This is a genomic window from Tenacibaculum crassostreae, from assembly GCF_964512405.1.
Lineage (GTDB): Bacteria > Bacteroidota > Bacteroidia > Flavobacteriales > Flavobacteriaceae > Polaribacter > Polaribacter crassostreae.
The window spans coordinates 114,862-133,128 of sequence record NZ_CAZELE010000002.1; the positions used below are offsets into that span (position 1 = coordinate 114,862).

At 31.4% G+C, this 18,267-nt stretch carries 25 protein-coding genes; 12 read left to right on the forward strand and 13 right to left on the reverse strand.

All coding sequences use genetic code 11. The features are described from left to right. Positions 1–7 precede the first annotated feature (7 nt). The gene (locus ACKTST_RS01495; RefSeq protein WP_408046024.1) at positions 8–478 is read left to right on the forward strand and encodes a regulatory protein RecX; all 471 of its coding nucleotides are present in this window, start codon (positions 8–10) and stop codon (positions 476–478) included. On the opposite strand, the gene ACKTST_RS01500 is transcribed toward ACKTST_RS01495, so the two are convergent. Beyond that, on the reverse strand, positions 465–986 hold the full coding sequence (locus ACKTST_RS01500; protein WP_408046025.1) for a hypothetical protein: 522 nt from the start codon (positions 984–986) through the stop codon (positions 465–467). The two genes, ACKTST_RS01495 and ACKTST_RS01500, sit on opposite strands and share 14 nt — an antisense overlap. 184 nt (positions 987–1,170) lie before the next feature. Between ACKTST_RS01500 and ACKTST_RS01505 the strand changes: the two genes are divergently transcribed. From ACKTST_RS01505 to ACKTST_RS01515, 3 genes are all read left to right on the forward strand, one after another. Continuing rightward, a complete protein-coding gene (locus ACKTST_RS01505; RefSeq protein ID WP_408046026.1) occupies positions 1,171–2,136 on the forward strand; it encodes an NAD-dependent epimerase/dehydratase family protein in 966 nt (321 codons plus the stop codon). Between the two features lie 109 nt (positions 2,137–2,245). Further along, entirely contained in the window at positions 2,246–2,833 is a 588-nt protein-coding gene (locus ACKTST_RS01510; protein WP_408046166.1) for a thioredoxin family protein, read from the forward strand. Positions 2,834–2,925: 92 nt separating this feature from the next. After that, complete coding sequence (locus ACKTST_RS01515) at positions 2,926–3,408, forward strand: ABC transporter ATPase (protein WP_408046027.1); 483 nt, start codon at positions 2,926–2,928, stop codon at positions 3,406–3,408. A 29-nt stretch (positions 3,409–3,437) separates the two neighbouring features. Here the strand turns inward: ACKTST_RS01515 and ACKTST_RS01520 are convergent, their stop codons facing one another. From ACKTST_RS01520 to mce, 6 genes are read right to left on the reverse strand one after another with little or no spacing between them, the layout of a single operon-like run. Beyond that, a complete protein-coding gene (locus ACKTST_RS01520) occupies positions 3,438–3,971 on the reverse strand; it encodes a hypothetical protein (protein ID WP_408046028.1) in 534 nt (177 codons plus the stop codon). Between the two features lie 34 nt (positions 3,972–4,005). Continuing rightward, a complete protein-coding gene (gene truB, locus ACKTST_RS01525) occupies positions 4,006–4,698 on the reverse strand; it encodes a tRNA pseudouridine(55) synthase TruB (RefSeq protein ID WP_408046029.1) in 693 nt (230 codons plus the stop codon). After that, entirely contained in the window at positions 4,699–5,493 is a 795-nt protein-coding gene (locus ACKTST_RS01530) for an undecaprenyl-diphosphate phosphatase (RefSeq protein ID WP_408046030.1), read from the reverse strand. 2 nt (positions 5,494–5,495) lie between these two features. Continuing rightward, positions 5,496–5,738 (reverse strand): DUF3098 domain-containing protein, encoded by a 243-nt coding sequence (locus tag ACKTST_RS01535; RefSeq protein WP_408046031.1) that lies wholly within the window; start codon positions 5,736–5,738, stop codon positions 5,496–5,498. Between the two features lie 12 nt (positions 5,739–5,750). Continuing rightward, complete coding sequence (locus ACKTST_RS01540; RefSeq protein ID WP_408046032.1) at positions 5,751–6,629, reverse strand: cell division protein FtsX; 879 nt, start codon at positions 6,627–6,629, stop codon at positions 5,751–5,753. Positions 6,630–6,687: 58 nt separating this feature from the next. Then, complete coding sequence (gene mce / locus ACKTST_RS01545; protein WP_408046033.1) at positions 6,688–7,092, reverse strand: methylmalonyl-CoA epimerase; 405 nt, start codon at positions 7,090–7,092, stop codon at positions 6,688–6,690. 232 nt (positions 7,093–7,324) lie between these two features. Here mce and ACKTST_RS01550 point away from each other — a divergent pair, with 232 nt between their 5' ends. From ACKTST_RS01550 to ACKTST_RS01575, 6 genes are read left to right on the forward strand one after another with little or no spacing between them, the layout of a single operon-like run. After that, complete coding sequence (locus ACKTST_RS01550) at positions 7,325–8,020, forward strand: hypothetical protein (RefSeq protein ID WP_408046034.1); 696 nt, start codon at positions 7,325–7,327, stop codon at positions 8,018–8,020. Between the two features lie 22 nt (positions 8,021–8,042). Beyond that, positions 8,043–8,657 carry a hypothetical protein gene (locus ACKTST_RS01555; protein ID WP_408046035.1) on the forward strand — a complete coding sequence of 205 codons (615 nt, stop codon included), beginning with the start codon at positions 8,043–8,045 and terminating at the stop codon, positions 8,655–8,657. Beyond that, on the forward strand, positions 8,627–9,376 hold the full coding sequence (locus tag ACKTST_RS01560; protein ID WP_408046036.1) for a sensor histidine kinase: 750 nt from the start codon (positions 8,627–8,629) through the stop codon (positions 9,374–9,376). Before ACKTST_RS01555 ends, ACKTST_RS01560 begins: the two co-directional genes overlap by 31 nt. A gap of 54 nt (positions 9,377–9,430) precedes the next feature. Continuing rightward, positions 9,431–10,075, forward strand: a complete 645-nt coding sequence (locus tag ACKTST_RS01565) for a response regulator transcription factor (RefSeq protein WP_408046037.1) — start codon at positions 9,431–9,433, stop codon at positions 10,073–10,075. A gap of 21 nt (positions 10,076–10,096) precedes the next feature. After that, complete coding sequence (gene rbfA / locus ACKTST_RS01570; RefSeq protein ID WP_408046038.1) at positions 10,097–10,492, forward strand: 30S ribosome-binding factor RbfA; 396 nt, start codon at positions 10,097–10,099, stop codon at positions 10,490–10,492. Between the two features lie 39 nt (positions 10,493–10,531). Next, positions 10,532–11,734: an ABC transporter permease gene (locus ACKTST_RS01575; protein WP_408046039.1), complete on the forward strand. Its 1,203-nt coding sequence runs from the start codon at positions 10,532–10,534 to the stop codon at positions 11,732–11,734. A gap of 2 nt (positions 11,735–11,736) precedes the next feature. On the opposite strand, the gene dusB is transcribed toward ACKTST_RS01575, so the two are convergent. From dusB to ACKTST_RS01605, 6 genes are all read right to left on the reverse strand, one after another. Then, positions 11,737–12,738, reverse strand: coding sequence for a tRNA dihydrouridine synthase DusB (gene dusB / locus ACKTST_RS01580; RefSeq protein ID WP_408046040.1), 1,002 nt, complete (start codon positions 12,736–12,738; stop codon positions 11,737–11,739). A gap of 101 nt (positions 12,739–12,839) precedes the next feature. After that, positions 12,840–13,706, reverse strand: coding sequence for a DUF5777 family beta-barrel protein (locus ACKTST_RS01585; protein WP_408046041.1), 867 nt, complete (start codon positions 13,704–13,706; stop codon positions 12,840–12,842). Continuing rightward, the gene (locus ACKTST_RS01590) at positions 13,699–14,103 is read right to left on the reverse strand and encodes a hypothetical protein (RefSeq protein ID WP_408046042.1); all 405 of its coding nucleotides are present in this window, start codon (positions 14,101–14,103) and stop codon (positions 13,699–13,701) included. Before ACKTST_RS01590 ends, ACKTST_RS01585 begins: the two co-directional genes overlap by 8 nt. Then, entirely contained in the window at positions 14,081–14,650 is a 570-nt protein-coding gene (locus ACKTST_RS01595; protein ID WP_408046043.1) for a YceI family protein, read from the reverse strand. Before ACKTST_RS01595 ends, ACKTST_RS01590 begins: the two co-directional genes overlap by 23 nt. Next, positions 14,628–14,996, reverse strand: coding sequence for a hypothetical protein (locus ACKTST_RS01600; protein ID WP_408046044.1), 369 nt, complete (start codon positions 14,994–14,996; stop codon positions 14,628–14,630). The genes ACKTST_RS01595 and ACKTST_RS01600 overlap by 23 nt, the downstream gene beginning before the upstream one ends. A gap of 121 nt (positions 14,997–15,117) precedes the next feature. After that, positions 15,118–15,486 carry a hypothetical protein gene (locus tag ACKTST_RS01605; protein ID WP_408046045.1) on the reverse strand — a complete coding sequence of 123 codons (369 nt, stop codon included), beginning with the start codon at positions 15,484–15,486 and terminating at the stop codon, positions 15,118–15,120. 111 nt (positions 15,487–15,597) lie between these two features. On the opposite strand from ACKTST_RS01605, the gene ACKTST_RS01610 reads away from it, so the two are divergent. After that, positions 15,598–16,260, forward strand: coding sequence for an RNA polymerase sigma factor (locus ACKTST_RS01610; RefSeq protein ID WP_408046046.1), 663 nt, complete (start codon positions 15,598–15,600; stop codon positions 16,258–16,260). A gap of 82 nt (positions 16,261–16,342) precedes the next feature. Next, positions 16,343–18,139, forward strand: a complete 1,797-nt coding sequence (lepA, locus tag ACKTST_RS01615; protein ID WP_408046047.1) for a translation elongation factor 4 — start codon at positions 16,343–16,345, stop codon at positions 18,137–18,139. Positions 18,140–18,267 lie beyond the last annotated feature (128 nt).

Genomic DNA, 18,267 nt, shown 5'->3' on the forward strand with positions numbered 1-18,267 from the left:
TTGCTTTATGAATAAGCAGGTATTTACAGTTGAAGAAATAAAAAGGAAAATAGAGCATTACTGTGTGTATCAAGATCGATGTCATAAAGAAGTTGAAGAAAAATTAAAGGAATACCGTTTAATCCCTGAAGCTCGTGAACATATATTACTTCACTTATTAGAGCATAACTTTTTAAACGAAGAACGTTTTGCTAAAAGTTTTGCAAGAGGAAAATTCAGAATAAAAAAATGGGGAAAACAACGAATTGTTAGAGAATTAAAATTCAGAGATATTTCGGTTTACAATATAAAATCTGCTTTAAAAGAAATTGATGAAGAAGAATATATTAAAACCTTATATGAATTAGTAGAGAAAAAAAACGAATCAGTTACTGAAACCAATCAATTCAAAAGAAAAAAGAAAATAGCAGACTATCTCTTATATCGTGGTTTTGAAAGTAATTTAATTTACGAAGCTTTAAAAACTATTGATTCTTAAAAAGGCTATCAATATTTATTTCACTGTCAAATTTCTTCTTGGTATAAACAGTGTTTATTTTATCGTTAACACTTCCAAAAATTACCATAATCTTTTCAACTTGACCGTTCACTTCATTTGCTGAAATAGAAGGAATGTAGGTCATATCAGCTAAACGTAAAGTTTCGTTTTCAAAAACATTAATACGTGCTTTAAAGGATGAAGTTTTTAGAGGTTCAATATTTAAACTATCCTTTAAGTGTTTGGTAAGTGTTTTTAGTTCTAAAGCGTTATTTAAAGCTTCGGTTGGCGTGGTGTTTTTAAGTTCTTGCAAAAAATCTTCAACAATAAAATATTCTTTCCAAGGTCTAATTTCTTGTAAAAAATCTTCTTTTACTTTTGAGTAATCTGAATGTTCTACCGAAACATTCATTTCTGTTTTTAAAGGAGTTTCAGTGTTTTGAGATTTCTTTTTCTGACAAGAAAAAAGAATTAAAAAAGCAGCAATAACAAATAAAAAACGTCTCATTTTACACAAAAAATTAAAACGATAAAAGTACATATTTTACTTGGTATTAGTTGTGTGTATTAATTAGAAGTTTTAAATCAACTTGTTAGCGTGTTGTGTTGTTGATAGTTAAAAAAGAATAAATATTTTTTGCGAAATCTTAAATTTGATAACTTTGCAACTATATGTTTTTGAATATTTAAAAATGAATGATACCATATTAATTTTAGGAGCTTGCGGGCAAATTGGAACAGAATTAACGCAAAAATTACGTTCTATCTACGGAAAAGATAATGTAATAGCTTCTGATATTAGAGAAGGAAATGCAGAAATGATGAATGCAGGTCCTTTTGAAATTATTGATGCTACAAATCAAGAACAAATATTAAGTGTTATTCAAAAATATAAGGTCAACCAAGTATATTTAATGGCGGCGATGTTATCAGCAACTGCTGAAAAATATCCGTTAAAAGGTTGGGATTTAAACATGACTTCTTTATTAGCGGTGTTAGAGTTGGCTAAAGAAAAGCATATAGAAAAAGTGTATTGGCCTAGTTCTATGGCGGCATTCGGACCAACATCTCCAAAAATGAATACACCACAACAAACCATTATGGAGCCATCTACAGTTTATGGAATTAGTAAAGTTGCTGGCGAACACTGGTGTAATTATTACCATGATAAATACGGAGTAGATGTACGAAGCATTCGTTATCCAGGAATTATTAGTTGGAAAACTTTACCTGGTGGAGGAACTACTGATTACGCTGTTGATATTTATTTTGATGCTTTAGAAAAAGGAACTTTTGAGTGTTTTTTATCTGAAAACACACGGTTGCCAATGATGTATATGGACGATGCTATCAACGCTACGATTCAATTAATGCAAGCAGATGAAGAGACTATTAAAACAAGAACTTCATACAACTTAGCAGCAATTAGTTTTACTCCGAAAGAAATTGCTAATGAGATTAAAAAATACATTCCAGAGTTTACCATTACTTATAATCCAGATTTTAGACAAGCTATAGCTGATAGTTGGCCTCAGGTTATTGATGATTCTGCAGCAAGAAAAGATTGGGGATGGAGACATCAGTTTGATTTAGCTTCGATGTCTAAAGACATCATCACAAATCTACAAGCTAAAAAGCAAGAATCTGCTCAAGTGTAAGTCTAGACTAAAATTTCCGTCTACGTATTCGATTTTATACTCAAGTGTAACTTAGGTTACGAACACTTTAGTGTAGATGAAATATTTTTGTAATAACAATATGTTAGCGATGAAAGAAATTATAAAGAACAGCTTAGGTAAAGCATTGTCTTATACAGAATACAGAGATTTAGTGAGTGGTTTGTTGACTGAAGGTAAATCAACAGGGCTAAATCAATCAGAAGATTTATTAAACTACAGTAAGTTGAATGATAAACGTATGAAACGTTTAGATAAAACGATTAAACTTACTGATGAAACACTTGCAAAAGTTAAAGATATCAAAGAACCGCAAACTTGGTTAGTGTTAACAGAAGGTTGGTGTGGAGATGCAGCACAAAATATTCCTGTGATTAATAAAATTGCAGAAGAAAATACAAACATCAATTTGAAATTAGTTTTAAGAGATGAAAACTTAGAGTTGATGGATGCTTTTTTAACGAATGGAGGAAGGTCTATTCCGAAGTTAATAGCTTTAGATAAAGATAATCAGGTGATAAATACTTGGGGTCCGAGACCAACAGAAGCTACTCAAATGGTTGTTGATTATAAAGCTAAAAACGGAAGTCTAGATGCTACTTTTAAAGAAGATTTACAAGTGTGGTACAACAAAAATAAAGGAGTAAACACACAAGAAGATATTATGTCTATGTTGTAAAAAATAACCTGAGAAAATTATGAATTCCCCTTTTTGATTTTTATCGAGAAGGGGAATTGTTTTCTGTATCTTTGCGTCCATAACTAATAAATATGTTTGTAGATTTCAATACCTTATCAGAAGAAGCGAAAGTTTGGGTGTATCCATCAAACCGAAAATTCTATCCGCAAGAAATCGATGATTTGAATGAAAAGTTAAAGGATTTTGTTGATGCTTGGAAAAGTAATGATGAAAACTTCAAAGCATCATTTGAGTTAAAATACAACCGTTTTATAGTTTTTGCTGCTGAAGAAGATGTTCAGTTAACGAATGCAGATATTGATGCCCAAGTAGCGTTTGTTTTACAGCTTCAACAAGAGTATGAAGTTGAGTTGTTAGATAAAATGAATGTATGTTTTAAGCAAGGTGAATTTATTCAGTACAAAGATGTAAAAGAATTTAAAACGTTGCTTAAAAAGAAGTCGGTGTCTGCTAAAACATTAGTTTTTGATAATTTAGTGCAAACCAAAGGTGAGTTAGAAAATTACTGGGAAGTACCTATTACCGAAAGTTGGTATAGTAGATTTTTGAAATAAATTTTGAGTGCAAAAATTAGGTTTTCCTACTAAAAGAAAGAAAATCCAACTCCGATTGAAACGCTATCTAAATGACCGTTTTCAAAATTTTGAATGGCTTTTCGGTGATAATCTAAACGAATAATAGTGTTCCATCTACTTTCTCCTGTTATTTGTAAACCAAGTCCAAATCCGTAGTAATTTCCGTCTTCATATTTAGAAGAAGGTCTCCACATTTTTCCGTGACTGTATTCTACAAATAAATTATCATTATCCTTTTCAATAACGTTGTAACGTAAACTTCCGTAGAAAGGAATCGCGTTAATTCCAAACCTAAAATGATGATCAAAACCAGCGTTAATACCCACTTGCCAACGTCTGTGTAATTGATATCCTGCACCTAAACGAATTAAAATGGAAGCAGGTTCAAAAAAAGATTCGTCATCATCAGGATCTAAGGTGTAATCTTCATTAATAGCGAATGTTGTGCTAAGATTTGCAGTAAAATAAGGTTTCTTGTAGCTTTCTTGAGAAAAAGTTAATTGAGTTGTTAGAAAAACAACGAGTAGTAAAATTCTTTTCATAGTAACAGCTAATTTTTGCTTTGATACACAAAAATTATTCCATTTCTAACGAATCGATAAATTCATCAACACTTTGTGCTTTTTCTACTGAAAAATCTCCAATTTTAGTTCTTCGTAATACAGATAAATGGGCTCCAGAATTAAGTGCTACACCATAATCGTTAGCGATAGATCGAATGTAGGTTCCTTTGCTACACACAATTCTAAACTCAACGTTTGGTAACTCAATTTTGGTAATTTCAAACTCGCTAACCTCAACTTCACGAGCTTTAATTTCGGTAGTCTCACCTTTTCTAGCTAATTCATATAAGCGCTTTCCATCTTTTTTAATTGCTGAAAAAATAGGTGGTTTTTGCTGAATTTTACCTGTAAACTGCTCAGTAGTTTTGTGTAGTAATTCCTCAGTAATATGTTCGGTTGGGAAGGTCTCGTTAATTTCGGTTTCTAAATCGTAACTTGGTGTAGTTGCTCCAATAACAAAAGTACCGGTATATTCTTTTATCTGACCTTGGTACTCGTTAATATTCTTAGTTTGTTTTCCTGTACAGATAATCAATAACCCTGTAGCTAAGGGATCTAAAGTTCCAGCATGTCCTACTTTAATTTTTTTGATGTTAAATCGTTTGCGAATATGCCAACGTAGTTTGTTTACCACCTGAAAAGAAGTCCATTCTAGTGGTTTGTCAATCAATAAAATTTGTCCGTTTTTGTAATCTTCTGCAGTCATTTAGAAAAATAAAGAATATCCGATTGCAATTAAACCAACAATTGCACAGTATAAAGAGAAGTATGATAATTTACTCTTTTTAACCAAAGAAATCATCCAAGTACATGCTAATAAACCAGAAATAAAAGCAGCAATAAAACCTGCTGAAAGTGGTACGATTTCAGAACTTTGAAAGTTAATATCTCCACTTAAAATATCTTTAGCTACTTTTCCTAAAATTAATGGAACAACCATTAAGAAAGAAAAACGTGCAGCTCTAGTTCTATCTACGCCTAATAAAACAGATGTAGAAATAGTTGCCCCAGAACGAGAAATACCTGGTAACATTGCTATTGCTTGGGAAATACCGATGATAATAGCATTAGTGAATGAAACTTTTTTATTGGTGTTTTTGGCTTTGTCGGCAAGTAAAAGTAATACCGCAGTTACTAAAAGCATGAAGCCTACTAATAATATTTTTCCACCGAAAAAACTTTCTAATTCTTTTTCAAAAGCAAGCCCAATAACTACTGCGGGAATCATAGACAAAATGATTTTTACAGAAAACTGCATTTCCTCGTTCCATTTAAATTGAAAAAGTCCTTTTAAAATTTCAGCAATTTCTTTTCTAAAAATAACGATGGTACTCAGTGCAGTTGCAGCGTGTAAAACAACAGTAAAAGTTAAGCTTTCTTGTGGTACAGAGGTGTCGCCAAAAAGTGTTTTAGCTAATTCTAAATGTCCGCTAGATGATACCGGTAAAAATTCGGTAAGTCCTTGAATAATTCCAAGGATTATTGCTTCTAATAAATCCATGTTTATTTTTTAGGATTGGCAAAAATAGCATAAATCTCAATACCGAAACCAATAATTACCAAGGTTGGTGCTAAACGAATTCTACGCCAACCGTAAATTTCAGGATTAAAAACATTTGGGTCGTCACTTCCGCCACCCGCCATCAAAATAAATCCTAAGGCAATTACAGCAATACCAATTAACATAATAATGTAGTTTCGTTTACCGAACAGAAATTCTTGTTTTGGTGAATTATCTTTTTTCATAAAATTTTAATACTAGTAGTATAAATCGTTTGTTTGTAGGTTTAAAAAGCGTTGAGTTGCAAAGAAAGTGCTTATCCAAGTGATGAAAAAAGCAACAAGAATAATTCCTCCAGCAACATAACTTAAGGCTACATAATCAGTTAATAATTCTAAAGTAGGAATGTATTTATCAACATAATAAATTAGAATTGATAATCCGCTAATCGCTATGAAAGCACCTAACATTCCTAATCGGATACTTTGCCAAATAAAAGGTCTGCGAATAAAACTTTTTGTTGCGCCTACCATTTGCATGGTTTTTATGTTGAATCGTTTTGAGTAAATTGATAATCGAATTGAACTGTTGATTAAAATAATAGCTACCAATCCGAAAAAACCACTTAAAACTAACAACCAAAAGCTAATGCGTTGAATGTTTTTAGTTAGTAGTTCTACCAAGGGTTTGTCGTAATTTACTTCAGCAATAAAACTGTTTTTCTCATACGTGGTTTCTAGCTCCGACATTTTCTCTGGAGTAACATAATCGGCTTTTAAGTAGATGTCGATTCCGTTTTTAAGCGGATTGTCTCCTAAAAATTGTAAAAAATCTTCACCTAAATCTTTTTTGTAAGCTTTAGCAGCTTCTTCCTTTGGAATGTAAACCACTTTATTTACAAAAGTTTCTTTTTGAATGGACTCTTTAAGAGTTTCAATGTTCTTGTCAGCTACATCATCTTTCAAGAAAAGCGTCATTACTACTTTTTCTTTAAAATGATTGGCAACTTTGGTAGATTTTAATAAAACCAATCCTAAAACACCAATCATAAATAATACAAGTGCAATACTTACTACTACTGATACGTATGATGATTGTAAACGGCGTTTTTGAAAAGAATCAAAAGAGGTTGTCATTATTACATGCTGATTTTAAGACGTTGCAAGATACAAATATTTAGTTTTTAAAAGTGCCCTAATCTACTATCTCTTGGCATAGTTCTATTAACACGCCATTTGTAGTTTTAGGATGCAAAAAAGCAACCAATTTATTATCAGCTCCTTTTTTAGGTGTTTCGTTTAAAACAATAAAACCTTCTTCTTGTAAACGTTTAATTTCTTCTTTTATGTTATCAACTGCAAAAGCAATGTGATGAATTCCTTCCCCTTTTTTTTCTATAAACTTAGCAATAGGACTATTAGGTTTTGTCGCTTCTAACAATTCTATCTTATTTGGTCCAGATTTGAAAAAAGATGTTTTTACACCTTCGCTAGCAACTTCTTCAATTTTGTAGTGCTTTTTTCCAAAAAGAGCTGCAAATAAAGTGTTTGATTTTTCTAAATCTTTTACAGCAATACCAATGTGTTCAATTTTATTCATAGGGTAAAAATATAAAAACTCTTCTGAAATACTTCATAAAAAACAAGAGTGTATAGAATGAAAAACAAATAGTTTATTTCTTGACAGTTTAAGGGTGTTTTTCCTGTTTGTGAAATTTCAACGACTATTTAAATAATTGGTATTTCAGTTTTTAAAAAGACTTTTTTTGTTTTCGTTTTTTTTATTAAAAATTAACATTCTATATTTAAAGAAATTAAAAATCATTTTTATTATGAAGAAAACTAACCTATTACGTTTATTGTTTTTAGCTTTTGTAATGAGTTTTGCTGTTTCTTGTGAAAAGCACCAATGCAAATGTGAACATGATGATTGGCAATCACAACTGCCAGAAGGAACATTTTGTTATTCTGATCTTGGAAGAACAAATGAAATGCTAAACTACCCTGAAATTGTTGAAATGTTACGTAACTACGACACAACAAGAATAGCTCCTTTAGAGAAAGCACTTGGGTATCCTGATTCTCGTATTAACACGTATAATTATCAGAATTTTAAAAACTATTTAGGACATATTGAGAGTTTAAGTAAAAAAGCAAAAATTGAGATTACGGGAATTAGCTTTATTTCTGCTGCAAAACCGGATTATAACGGTACAGGTAAGAGTTATCAAGATTTAATTTACATTCCAACCACTACTATAGACGGTAAACAAGTTGCTTTTGATCCTGTGCAATCTACTAAAAAAGGCAAATTAGTAACCTTTAAAGAGGCGTTAGCAGCTAATGGTTACAACTGGATTTATAACTCAAAAGAAGAATTTGAAGAAGGAAAAAGAGTAGATTATAATTATTCCATTAAAGTGTTGAAAGAAAACAAAGCTGGGTTTATGAGTTTAACTCCTCCTGGTGATGATGATAGTGGTGCTGGAAACAAAGGAAATCTTGAGCCTCCTTATGGTAAGGATTAATATTAAAGTTATTAATTAACAAATGAATCTATTAGATGCTCCTTTACTTTTTCAGATTTTAACAGCCATTTTAAGTTGTATTGTTTTTATAAAAAAAAGAACTTTTTTTTTAGGCTTATTATCACTTTTTTTAGTTGTTACTTTTGTTGTTGAATTGACAGGGGCTTACTTAAGCAGTATAGGAGGGCATAACTTTTTAGTTTACCATTTATATTTGTTTTTTGAAAACACCTTAATATTTTTATTGTATTATAAGTTAATATATGATAAAAAATATTTAATCATTTCGTATTTTTTATTAGCAGTTATATTTGTTTTATGGTGCTTAATTTTTTTTAGTCAGAAATATTTTCGATCTACAATCATCGTAGGTGCATTCAATGTTGGGATGCTTGTTTTTTTATATTTAAGAGAATTGTTGCTGTCAGAAAAAATAATCAATTATAAAAAGATTTTGCCGTTTTGGGTATCTGTTGGGTTTTTAATTTTCTATTTATCTACAATTCCTTTTTTTAGCTTTTGGAATTATATGAGGGATAGAGAACTGTTCCCTATTTTAGATTTTTTAATTATTCTAATGAATCTCATTATTTCTTTTGGATTAATATGGAGCAACAAGGGGGAAGAATCTTATTAATAACAACAGTAGTTCTTTTAGTAATTATTGTTTTTTTGATATTACTTTTTACGGTGTTTCAGCGTAGAAAGAATAAACTATTGTTAGAACGCGCAGAAAACAAAAAGCGTTACGAACGTGAAATTGCAGAAACTCAAATAGAAATACGAGAGGAAACTTTAAGAAATATAAGTTGGGAGTTGCACGATAATATCGGGCAACTCTTAACTTTAGCTAATATACAATTGCAGCACGCGTCACCTGATAATATGAGTGAAATCTCTGAGATTATTACCAAAAGCTTAAAAGAAGTAAGAGCACTTTCAAAAGTAATTAACCCAGATTTTATCAATAGTATTAAATTAAGAAAAGCGATAGAAATAGAAATAGAAAGATTTAATCGCCTTAACTATATAGAAGCAAGCCTTGAAATAAAAGGAAAAGAACAAGAAGTAAATCAAAAACATGGAATTGTTATTTTCAGAATTCTCCAAGAGTTTTTTTCTAACACTATTAAACATTCAAAAGCCTCTAAACTAGATGTTACTCTTCATTACAAAGAAAACTCAGTAGAAATAAAAGCGCACGATAACGGCGTTGGTTTTGATGTTAACAGAGTTAGCTTAAAAGGACTTGGTTTACAAAACATGAAAGCAAGAGGAAAATTGATTAACGCAGAGGTAAAACTCACATCGAAACCAGAAAAAGGAACTTGTTTAATAATAAATTATTATATTTAAAGAACATTAGTTTGTTCCCCCAACAACAAAAAATAACCTAACCTACTAAAAATTATGAAATATTCAGTTGTTGTTGTAGACGATCATACACTATTATCACAAGCTATCGAAGGTATGGTGAATACTTTTGATAAATTCAAAGTGTTGTATACCTGCAAAAACGGTAAAGAAGTTGAAGAAAAATTTTCAGCTTCTCCCAAAAACATACCCGACATTGTCTTGGTGGATGTTAATATGCCAGTAATGAACGGTATTGAAACTACTGAATGGATTGTTGAAAATCACCCAGATGTTCATGTGATGGCTTTGTCCGTTGAAGATGCAGACGGTACCATTTTAAAAATGTTAAAAGCAGGTGCTGTTGGTTATTTACTAAAAGACACTAAAAAAGAGGTGTTAGAAAAAGCATTGGTAGAAATGATGGATAATGGTTTTTATCACACTAAAAATGTAACCACTCTCTTGTTAGATTCTGTATCTGGAAAAAATGATAAAAATAATTTAGCGTTTAAAGAGAACGAGATAACTTTCATGAAGTTAGCTTGTTCAGAGTTGACATATAAAGAAATAGCAGAAAAAATGTTTTTAAGCCCTAAAACGATCGATGGTTATAGAGATAATTTATTCACTAAATTAAACGTAAGAAATAGGGTGGGACTAGTAATGTACGCTATTAAAAATAAAATTTACACTCCGTAATTTTATGCTTAAATTTGCAGCATGGAAGAAACAAATAGACAACGTAAAATTGCAGGAGTATTGCAACAAGACTTGGTAGACGTTTTACAGCGTGCTGCTCAAGATGGAATGAAGGGAGTAATTATATCGGTTTCTAAGGTTTCGGTTACTGCCGATTTAGGGGTGGCTAAAGTTTACTTAAGCGTATTTCCTTCAGAAAAAAGAGAAGAAATTATTCAAGGAGTAAAATCTAACACTCCGTTAATTCGTCATGAACTAGCACAACGTACAAAGAATCAATTAAGAAGAATGCCAGAATTATTATTCTTTGGAGATGATAGTTTAGATTATATTGAAGAGATTGATAAGTCGTTAAAAGGAGAGGATGTAAATCCTATAAAGAACCCAGATATCTTACCACGTCGTCAAAAACGTTAATAAATTTTCTGTACTTTGGCTAGCTAAATTTATTAATGGTTGAATTTTTCATTATACATAGCTAAACGATACCTGTTTTCAAAAGCAAGTACAAACGCAATAAATATCATTACTGCAATTGCAGCGTTTGGTGTTATTGTTGGTACACTTGCTTTGTTTGTTGTGCTTTCGGGTTTTTCAGGATTAAAGACTTTTAGCGACTCATTACTTGATGCTTCAGATCCCGATATAAAAATTAGTTCCGTTCAAGGGAAAACGTTTGAATATTCACCTAAACTTCATGCTATTCTTCAGCAAGAAACTGATATTAAAGCTACATCAAAAGTAGTAGAAGAACGTGTTTTTTTAAAGTATAAAGATAAAAGTCATATAGCCCAAATTAAAGGTGTTGAACAAAGTTATTCTCAGATACTTCCTGTAGACTCTTTACTAACTGTGGGTACTTGGATTGATGAAAAGTATATGAATACGGCTGTTATTGGTTACGGAATTTCGTATAAATTATCTTTAGGGGTTTTTAATTTTGGTGAACCTTTACAAATTTTAGTGCCGAAACCTGGAAAGGGATTTATCAATGCAAATAATGCTTTCCGCTCAATAGCTACTCAAATTGTTGGAGTTTATACAGGGTCAGAGGATTTTCAAAACAAATATGTTTTTACTGAGTTATCTTCAGCTCAAGAATTGTTAGGTTATGAAGAAAATCGAGTTTCAGGGATTGAATTTGTACTGAAAAAAGGTGTTGATTTGGATTCCTTTCAAGAAAAATTACAAAAAGCGGTTGGAAATGATTTAAAGGTACAAACGCGCGCTCAACTAAACACGCTATATTATAAAGTAATTAATACTGAAAACTTTATATCCTACTTAATTTTCACACTCATAGTGGCAATCGCCTTGTTTAATGTTATAGGTTCAGTGATTATGATGATTATTGATAAGCGTAAGAACTTAAAAACATTATATAATTTAGGATCTAGCATTGATGAAATAAAGAAAATTTTTGTTTTTCAAGGTTTTTTACTAACATTGATAGGGATGGCTATAGGGCTAGTCTTAGGAATTGTTTTAGTGTTAGTTCAGCAACGATTTGAGTTGTTAATGATTACACAAAACTTAGCGTATCCTGTTGAATTTAGGGTAACAAATTTACTGTTAGTAATTGCTACCATTTCAGTTTTAGGATATTTAGCAGCAAAACTAGCGAGCTCAAGAATTTCAGTAAAATTTATTGAAAAATAATCTTATCCGATTTCAGGAATAGTTGCATTACCAAAGGTGGCTTGTACTTCATCAAAAGCAGCAAAAACATCTTTCGGATCATCAGAAGTAACCATTTTCATTCGGTATTCTTTAAAATGCGGAATTCCTTTAAAATAGTTTGTATAATGTCTTCTTGTTTCTACCACACCTAAATGTTCACCTTTCCAATCGATAGCCATTTGTAAGTGACGACGCGCCATTTCAACACGTTCTGCAATTGTTGGACTTGCTAAATGTTCGCCAGTTTTAAAGTAATGTTTAACTTCGTTAAAAAACCACGGATATCCAATAGATGCACGACCAATCATACACCCATCTAATCCGTAAACATCACGCATTTCCATCGCTTTTTCTGGTGAGGTTACATCTCCATTTCCAAAAACAGGAATGTGCATACGAGGGTTGTTTTTAACTTCGGCAATAGGTTTCCAGTCGGCTTCACCTTTATACATTTGCGCTCTAGTACGACCGTGAATAGAAATAGCTTTACAGCCTACATCTTGTAAACGCTCAGCAACTTCAATAATTCGAATAGAATCATGATCCCATCCCAAACGAGTTTTAACGGTGACAGGTAAGTTGGTATGCTTAACCATAGCTTCAGTTAATGAAACCATTAAGTCGACATCTTTTAAAATTCCTGCACCAGCACCTTTTGAAACCACTTTTTTTACAGGGCAACCAAAATTGATGTCAATGATATCAGGATTAGATTTTTCAACAATCTCGACGGTTTTTAGCATAGAATCTAAATTGGCACCAAAAATTTGAATACCAACAGGGCGCTCCTTTTCGTAGATATCTAACTTCATAACGCTTTTGGCAGCATCACGAATCAGTCCTTCTGAAGAAATAAATTCAGTATACACCACATCAGCACCATTTTCTTTACACAAAGCTCTAAACGGCGGATCACTTACATCTTCCATAGGGGCTAATAATAGCGGAAAGTCAGGAAGTTCTATGTTACCTATTTTTACCATAATTCTAATTGTCAGTGCAAAGTTAGGTTTATTTTCTATAGAAAAAAAGAGGTTCTTTTAAACTAAAAAGAACCTCTTAATGTACAAGTCTTGGGGGCTTGTTAAAATACTCTAACTATGTTGAACCCAAAAGCAACATCATTGAACCATTGGTTTTGCGTTCTTGTTAAAAAACCAGAATCGTTGCTTCCTGATGCATTTGTAAAAACTAGTTGAAAAACATGACCTCCAGTTTCAATATCTAAACCAAGAGTAAAAGGGTCTTTATAAATTGAGTTTTTGTGTCTGTTAAGGTTTAATGCATAGTCTGCATTAATACTCATGCGTTTGCTTATTTTATATCGACCACCAAACCCAATTAAAAATTGATTCAATTCATTGTCGCCAGTTAATAAATATTGCTGAAGATTGTTTTGACGGACAAAAGTTGGAGCAATTAAAAGAGAAAGATTCTTGTTAATTCTTCTTGAAGCAAGAAGTTGGGTGGTGATACTAACACGATCTTTAAACTCAATTTCGAGGTAAGTAGTAGTTCTTGATTGTGACTCAATGTCTGTAGAAGCATAAGCAACTAAGTTTAATGGAAAATCAGACGACTGTTTTTTAATACGAATCTTTGCAGAACCAGAATACGTTTTTTCAAAAGAATCTCTGCTTAAACTAAATTGAACTCCATCCCAAAAACTGTAGGCAAATTGAATTTTAGTATAAGCATCATCTAATCCAAAAAAATTATCAATTCCGTTAGAAAAAGGACCAAACCTATGTGCAACTATAAGATAAAAGTCACCTTTGTCTGCAATTTTAGTAGATTGTAAGTTTCCTACTTGCATAGCTTTAAAAGCAGGTAATTCGTAGCTGTTGTCGTTTTTTGTTTCTTCTTTTAATTCATTTAAAAGATTTTCTTGAGAATAAGTGAAGCTTATGAAAAAAAGAAATAATATAGTAAGTAGGTTGTGTTTATTCATTGGTTAATTTTTTTATAATACATTGGTTTATTTTAAGTTCATCTAACAAATCATCATATCCAATAATTTGCCCTTTTATAGTTATGGTATCATCAATATTAATTTCTGAAGTTTTTGTGTCTTCTCTAAACTGGCAGTAAATAGAATTGTTTAAAGTAATACCTTTTACATCTTTCGATGTCACTTTTCCTGATAATACAACTACTTTATTTAACCATAAAGTTGAATCGTCTTTTATCGATGATAATAAAGTAGAAGCCTCACCTTCAAAATCTGTTTTTAAACTTTCAGTATTTTGATGAGGTTTGTATACATAACTATAAGCAAGGAAAATTCCTAGTATTAATAAGATAACACTAGAAATTAACCACTTTTTATTTTTTTTCAGAAAGCTCATAATTTAGATTTATAATAACATTTTTAGCTATTTTCTTTCTGACAATACTTGGGATTTTTATATTGAATTCTTCAGGAGACACAGTAAAAGAACTTGATAAAAATATTTTAGAATCTATTTTTTTTAGTTTCCCTACAGTTTCAATATCTTTAGAAATTCCTTTTATAGTAAGCTTTCCTTTTATAGTGTAATTCTTTTCAGAATTAATCTCAGAAAAATTAAAATTAACAAGCTTTCCTGAAAAAGTAGCTTTAGGATAAGTATCAGAATCCATATAATTCTCATTGAAATGCTCTTGCATTAAAGCAACTTTAAATTTAAAAGCTTTTATGAGTAAAAGAGCAGCTATGTCACCATTTTTTGTGTCTAACACTACGGTAGTGCTATTGTCTTTTGCTTCAACAGGTTCAAAAGCATCTATAGATGCTTTGAACTCTGTATTTCCTGTTCTCGTAAAATATTTTTGAGAGAAAATACTTTGCGAAATAAAAAGAAATAACAAAACGGTAATTCTTAGAAATTGTTTAGTTTTCAAGGTAACCATCATTTTTCCATTTTTCTAAAAGTTGCTTATTGGTAGATGATAGTCCACCACTGTTTGGAGGCATTGAATTGTTGTTAACAAATAAGAATAAATTACCAGTTTCGGCTGCCCCTTTTACTTGAGTATAATTAGTTAAAGGTAGTCCCCCTGTAGGATTAACTGCATCATGACAAGAAGATGTAGCACAGCTATTATCAACTAATGTTTTAATATTGCTATTATATGTTACTTTACCTGTTGGGTTCGGGTTTGGATCAACAGGAAGTGTAGGTTCATCGTCGTTTGATGAACAGCTAATAAAAAATGCACTCAAAGCAAAAATGCAAAGTGTTAATTTAAGATTTTTCATAATGTTAATATTTAATGTTTGGGTGTTTTTGTTTAGTGAGTTTTATGAAAACAACATACATCTACTTGTTAATTAGGTAATTAAGTGTTTAATTGCCCTGATTTTATTTTCCTGAATTAATTTAAAGCTTTTCCTCAGAAAGTTTAGCTAAAGAAAATGCAGCTATTGCTATTACTAAATCTCTTACAGCAACATCTACATAACTCCAACTAAATAATAAGGTTAATGAAATACCTGTTAACCAAGCAGCAACAATTAAAGCGCCTATTTTAGTTTTAGTAAAAACTAATACTCCTGCTACAATTTCTATAACTCCGACAATCATCATAAAAGTAGCTGCATCAAAAGGCAATAATCCAGCGAATCCCTCAGAGATATATTGGCTCCAGTTTGTTAGAATGTTTGAGAATTTATCTAATCCAGCTACTATTGGAACTATGCTGAAAGTATATTTTAAAAGTGTTTTAACTAATTGAATGTTTTTTTTCATTTTTATAATTTTAAATATTGTTACAACCGTTTGATTATAAATTTTTAAAAAGGATACAAAAAAATGTATCTTTTTTAAAAATTCTTTATCTAATGATTAAAATACAACACCATGGAAATAATTAATATTAACGATTTTAATAATAAAAAAATTAAAGATTCTGATGTTATAAGAAGGGTTATAGGTGGAGAAAAAGAGTTGTTTGAAGTACTGATAAGAAGAAACAACCAAAAGTTATACAGAGTTATAAGAACCTATTTGAAAAATGAAGCGGAAATAGAAGATGTAATGCAAAATAGTTATTTAAAAGCATACATTAAGCTGTATCAGTTTAAATTACAAGCTTCTTTTTCTACTTGGCTTATTAGAATAGGAATTAATGAAGCTTTAGCAAGAATAAACGAAAAAAGTAAAGTACAGCACATAAATGATCAGTTAGATAACAATCATGTTATTCATATTCAGGATTATAAAAACTCGAACCCATACGATAAAATGATAGAAAGAGAGATGAAACATACTTTGGAGGCTGCAATTGATAAATTAGAAGTTAAATATAGAGAGGTTTATATTTTAAAAGAAATAGAAGAAATGAGTATAAAAGAAGTTGCTGAAGCTTTAGATATTACAGTTGCCAATGTAAAAGTTCGTATACATAGAGCAAAAGAAATGTTAAAAGAGAATTTATATAGTCTTTCAAACGATAAAAATGTATTTGAGTTTGGGTTTAGTAGATGCGACAGAATTACCGAATATGTAATGAGTCATATTTAAGCAACTTTTAGTCAAAAATTTTATTTGTTAATGCATAAACATAAAGTATCTTTGCAGGTCACTAGTAGTTAGATTACGACGAATGAAGAACATAAGAAATTTTTGCATTATTGCTCATATTGATCACGGTAAAAGTACTTTAGCCGATAGATTGTTGGATTATACAGGTTCGGTTACTGAGCGTGAAAAACAAAATCAGTTGTTAGACAACATGGATTTAGAGCGTGAACGTGGTATTACCATTAAATCTCATGCCATTCAAATGGATTATGTTTTTGAAGGAGAAAATTACATTTTAAACTTAATTGACACTCCAGGTCACGTAGATTTTTCATACGAGGTTTCTCGTTCTATTGCGGCTTGTGAAGGAGCGTTGTTAATTGTTGATGCTGCTCAAAGTATCCAAGCGCAAACGATATCTAACTTATACTTGGCTTTAGAGAATGATTTAGAAATTATTCCGGTACTAAATAAAGTTGATTTACCTTCAGCGAACCCAGAAGAAGTAACCGATGATATTGTTGATTTATTAGGATGCAACCCTGAAGATGTAATACATGCTAGCGGGAAAACAGGTTTTGGAGTAGATAATGTTTTAAAAGCTATTATTGAAAAAATCCCTGCTCCAAGTGGTAATCCTGACGCGCCATTAAAAGCCTTAATCTTCGATTCGGTTTACAATTCTTATCGAGGAATTGAAACCTACTTTAGAGTAATTGATGGTTCTATTAAAAAGAATCAACAAATTAAATTCATGGCAACTGGTAAGCAGTATGGTGCCGATGAGGTAGGGACGTTAAAATTAAACCAAGTTGTAAAAAACGAAATAAAAACGGGTGATGTAGGATACTTAATCACAGGAATTAAAGCAGCGAAAGAAGTAAAAGTAGGAGATACAATTACCGATTTTGCAAACCCAACGACCGATAGAATTGACGGTTTTGAAGATGTGAAGCCAATGGTTTTTGCTGGGATTTACCCTGTTGATACTGAAGATTACGAAGAGCTTCGTGCTTCTATGGAAAAATTGCAGTTAAACGATGCTTCGTTGGTATTTCAACCAGAAAGTTCAGCAGCATTAGGTTTTGGTTTCCGATGTGGTTTCTTAGGAATGTTACACATGGAAATCATTCAGGAACGTTTAGAGCGTGAGTTTGACATGACTGTAATTACTACGGTTCCTAACGTAAGTTATCACGCGTTTACGAAGAAGAATCCTGAAGAGGTTATCATTGTAAATAACCCATCTGATTTACCTGACCCGTCAAAATTAGATAGGGTAGAAGAGCCTTTTATTAAAGCATCAATCATTACTAAGGCTGATTTTGTTGGACAAGTAATGTCACTTTGTATTGAAAAACGAGGACAAATCGTTAATCAGACTTATTTAACTCCAGAAAGAGTTGAATTGATTTTTGATATGCCGTTGGCAGAAATCGTATTCGATTTTTACGATCGATTAAAAACGGTTTCAAAAGGGTATGCATCGTTCGATTATCATCCAATTGGAATGAAACAATCGAAGTTAGTTCGTGTAGATATGTTATTAAACGGACAAATTGTTGATGCACTTTCTGCGTTGTTACATGATAGTAATGCGTATTCAATAGGAAAACGTATTTGTGAAAAGTTAAAAGAATTAATTCCGCGTCAGCAGTTTGATATTCCTATTCAGGCAGCTATTGGGGCTAAAATTATAGCTCGTGAAACCGTTAAAGCCTTACGTAAAGATGTAACTGCAAAATGTTATGGAGGTGATATTTCTCGTAAACGTAAATTGTTAGAAAAGCAGAAAAAAGGTAAGAAGCGTATGCGTCAGGTTGGTAACGTAGAGATACCACAACAAGCGTTTATGGCAGTTCTTAAATTGAATGATTAATCAATGATAAAATGATAAATAAAAGTGTCAATACTGTTAGTATTGACACTTTTTTAATAAGAAGGAATTACTGGAGTGTTTCAGGGTTAGCGTATGAGACTATCCTGAATTTAACTTTCAGCGATGTA